Below are 3548 nucleotides of genomic sequence, written 5' to 3' on the forward strand. Positions count from 1 at the left end.
CGGCGAGGACGGCCGGCTCGGAGTCGGCGATCGAGTCCACGTAGAAGTCGAGGTGCACCTGCGTCGGGACCGGACCGTCGGGTCAGGTCGGGGCGCGGAAGTCGGGGACGGTCTGGCACGCGAGAGCGAACCCTGCCGGCTCGCCCTCCGGCGGCAGCACCTCGACCCACTGCGGATGCCCGTCGTGAGTCCGGACCCGCCACCCGAGCATCAGGGCGTAGAACTCGGCGAGCTCCAGCGCATCGGGGCAGTCGAGGGCGACGATGATCTTCCGGGCTGCGATACCGGCCATGACGTCACGCTGCGACCGCGGCGGCCGCACCTCAAGAGGCAGAAGCGTCCGCGCGCGGGTCGAGGTCCGCAGTGGTCGCACGCCTCCCCGCTCACCACCGCTCGTGGGACGACTACTCCCTGGGCCGTGACACCGCGCAGGCCCACCTCGGTGCACTCGACAAGGTTTACGACGGGGTAGTCGGCGATCACCGCAAGGCCATCGCCGTGGCCGGCGAGGTCGACCCGGTCACCGAGGACATGCTCATCGGCCAGACCGCCGAGCTCGAGAAGTTCCAGTGGTTCATCCGCGCCCACCTGGAGAACGCAGCCGGCAACCTGCCCACCCCCGACGACGTCTCGGAGAAGGGCGCCGCCCCGCGACGCGACCACCTGACAGTGCGCTCGAACACCACCGACGGGCCGACCCCTCTCCCCGGGGGGCTGGCCCGTTTTGCGGAGCAACCACAAGTAAAATCCCTAGGACGACGACGAGCACCGCCCTTCGCCATCATCCCGCGGCAGCCGGGTCGGCAGAACCGGCTGCCGGTGTTTCGACGTCGCGGCGGGCGGCGGGGGTGTGCAGGCGGTGTTCGGCGTCGTCCCTGCCCGCCGCGACTTGGCAACGGCGATTTGCGTGAACTCGCCCTTATCTCCGGCACGGCTGGGTTACGTTCTGAGACAGGACCGGTCGCGCCCGCGCAGCAGGCCCCCTAGCGCTCGCGAGCGGCCCACTCTCCGATATCCCCGGATGAAGGACTCCCCCATGGCCCCGGACTCCCGCCCCTCCCCGACCCCCTCCCAGGACCCACTCCGGGTACAGCCCGGTCTTTCCCGCCGCTCGCTGCTCTCCGCTCTGGGCGGCGCCGCGGCCGCGACCGGGATCACCGGCCTCACTGCGGGTCCCGCCGCTGCGCAGTCTGTCACCGGCTCGTTGGGGGCGGGCTCACTCGGCTCCTCCGATGCCATGCCGCCGGGCGGCATCCCCTCCGCGGAACGCGAACCGCTCGAGTTGATCCTCCTGGGCACTCTCGCCGGCCCGATGGTCGAGAAGGCCCGGGTGGGTATCGCCTCGGCGTTGGTGGTCAACGGCGCGGCGTACATCATCGACTGCGGGCGTTCGTCGGTCACGCAGTACGGGCTCACGGGCCTGGAACTCTCGGCCATCCGCGACATATTCATCACGCACCTGCATTCGGACCACATCGCCGACTACTACAACTTCGCCCTCATCGGCGGTGTGATCGCCAACGCCGCCGGGGACACGCTCTCGGGGCCGGTCGGTGTGTGGGGGCCCGGGTCCGCGGGAGGGCTGCGGCCGCCCAACGTCCCGGATCCGAACCTCCCCGTCGTCGCACCTCACAGTCCCACCCCCGGCACGGTCGAAATGACCGAGCGTCTCCACGAGGCCTACGCCTACACCTCCAACATCTTCATCCGCGACAACGGTCCGGCCGGCGGGCCCCCGGATCCGCGGACACTGTTCGATGTCCACGACATCCCCCTGCCGGACGTGGGTGCCAGCTATCTCGACACCGCCCCGCAGATGGATCCGTTCCTGGTGATGGAAGACGAGAACGTCACCGTCACCGCGACGCTGGTGCCGCACGGTCCGGTGTTCCCGTCGTTCGCGTTCCGCTTCGACACCGCGCACGGTTCGGTGACGTTCTCCGGCGACACCCGGCTCAGTGAGAACTTCGATCGTCTCGCCCACGGCAGCGACACCGTGGTTCACGAGGCGATCAACGTGCGCGGGGCCGACCTACCGCCGGCCTTCGTGGAGCACAATCTCGAGTCGCACGTCGAGGTGCAGGAGGTGGGTGGGGTCGCCGAACGTGCAGGAGCGGCGCGGCTCGTGCTCACCCACCTGGGCGACTACAGCGGGTCGATCGACGCCCGGCAGTGGAAGGCCTGGGCGCAGCAGGGTTACAGCGGTGAGGTGATCGTGGGACACGACCTGCAGCGCATAGTGCTCGCGCGCCGCTGAACCGGTCGCAGCCTCGCAGTCGGGTGCCCGTCTTGGTGTAGATGCGGATGAGGCGCCCCTCGCCCCGCCTGATCTCCCGTCCGAAGCACCGCCGGAGGGCTGATGGAGCCGAGCGAGGGGGGCTACTATTCGGTGTAGATGCGGCCTTAAGGAGCTGGTGATGCCGCGGGAGGGTGTGACTGGCCAGTCGTCTGTCGCGCCCCGAGGCCGGAAGCAGCGTGCGGCGCGCCTGTTTCCTCCCCGCGGGCGCCGGTGCCGGCCCGGTGGTGCGGCCGGCCCGGCGTCCGCTGGCGGAAGGGGGGGAAGGGGCGACGACGACGAGCGCCGCCACCACAGCCCGGCCCGCGCGTGCTCGGGTTCGCCGAACCGGCGGGGTCAGCCCTGGATCGTGGGAAGCCAATCGACGATCGCCCGGGCCAGCGCGTCCGGGGCCTCCACCGGCAGCATGTGCCCGGTCTCCGGGATCTCGGTGTAAGACACCCGGGCATTCCGACTGCCGCCCGCTTCGGCCCCGTTCGCCGCTGCCCAGCGTCGCTGCTCCTCGGTGGGCACCACTTGGTCATCCGACGCCCCGACGATCAGCACCGGGACACCCGCCTGCGCGGGGAACTCGCTGCGGTCGGGCCGGGCGCCGATCGCCGCCGAGTGGGCGGCGAACCGCTCGGGCCCGTACGCCTGTGCCGCGCGCAGCCGCTCGGCCCTCACCTCGGGGTCGTGGCCGCGGTCGCCGTAGTACACCGCCTCCATGCCGTCGAGCGCGATCTCTTCGTACGCCTCCGGACTCAGACCTGCCGCGCGATCAGCGCGGGCTGCGGCCGACTCCGGGTCCTCGGCACCCACGGGCGCGGTCACCAGAACGAGCCCGGCCAACAGTGACGGGTGCCGCTCGGCCAGCTGCATGGCCACCACCCCGCCGAGGGAGTGACCCACCACCACGCTGCCGGGTGCGATCTGCCCGGCCACCTCGTCGGCCAGCGCGTCGAGGTCGGGCTCGGCCGGCAGATCCAGGGCCGTAGCGGTCACGTGGTCCGGCAGTGCGCGCATCACGGGAGCCCACGTCTGCGCGTCGCCATGGAGGCCAGGGAGAAGGACGAGCTGCGTCATACGGGCGACGATACGTTCGGCCGCCGCTGTCAGCGGCGTAGCGAGACAGTGCGACGACGAGGTCCCCCGACCCGGCGCTCCGCGCGGCGGCACACAGCCCGCCCCTCGCGAGAAGGGGCGGGCTGTCAAAGTGGCTCTTCCGGAATCAGAGTGCATTGATCCGATCCTGAAGCCGGCCGGAGTGGAT

The 3548-nt window shown here is 71.1% G+C and carries 3 protein-coding genes and 1 pseudogene; 2 read left to right on the top strand and 2 right to left on the bottom strand.

Features of this window, described 5'->3' with window-relative positions; translation table 11 throughout:
* Nucleotides 1-82: 82 nt before the first annotated feature.
* Nucleotides 83-292: a VOC family protein gene (locus tag Q0444_RS04830; RefSeq protein ID WP_299021809.1), complete on the bottom strand. Its 210-nt coding sequence runs from the start codon at nucleotides 290-292 to the stop codon at nucleotides 83-85.
* Between the two features lie 98 nt (nucleotides 293-390).
* Between Q0444_RS04830 and Q0444_RS04835 the strand changes: the two are divergent.
* Both Q0444_RS04835 and Q0444_RS04840 read left to right on the top strand, forming a co-directional pair.
* Nucleotides 391-612: pseudogene (locus Q0444_RS04835) on the top strand (ferritin-like domain-containing protein); the annotation flags it as partial.
* Nucleotides 613-1036: 424 nt separating this feature from the next.
* Nucleotides 1037-2257, top strand: coding sequence for an MBL fold metallo-hydrolase (locus Q0444_RS04840; RefSeq protein WP_299021812.1), 1221 nt, complete (start codon nucleotides 1037-1039; stop codon nucleotides 2255-2257).
* 375 nt (nucleotides 2258-2632) lie between these two features.
* Here Q0444_RS04840 and Q0444_RS04845 read toward each other — a convergent pair whose 3' ends face one another.
* On the bottom strand, nucleotides 2633-3361 hold the full coding sequence (locus Q0444_RS04845; RefSeq protein ID WP_299021814.1) for an alpha/beta fold hydrolase: 729 nt from the start codon (nucleotides 3359-3361) through the stop codon (nucleotides 2633-2635).
* Between the last annotated feature and the right edge of the window lie 187 nt (nucleotides 3362-3548).

The organism is uncultured Dietzia sp. (assembly GCF_937873725.1).
Lineage (GTDB): Bacteria > Actinomycetota > Actinomycetes > Mycobacteriales > Mycobacteriaceae > Dietzia.

Bases quoted from the DNA above. Each gene is read 5' to 3' on its own strand.
- Q0444_RS04830 (WP_299021809.1), bottom strand. From the start codon at position 292: ATGGCCGGTATCGCAGCCCGGAAGATCATCGTCGCCCTCGACTGCCCC.
- Q0444_RS04840 (WP_299021812.1), top strand. From the start codon at position 1,037: ATGGCCCCGGACTCCCGCCCCTCCCCGACCCCCTCCCAGGACCCACTC.
- Q0444_RS04845 (WP_299021814.1), bottom strand. From the start codon at position 3,361: ATGACGCAGCTCGTCCTTCTCCCTGGCCTCCATGGCGACGCGCAGACG.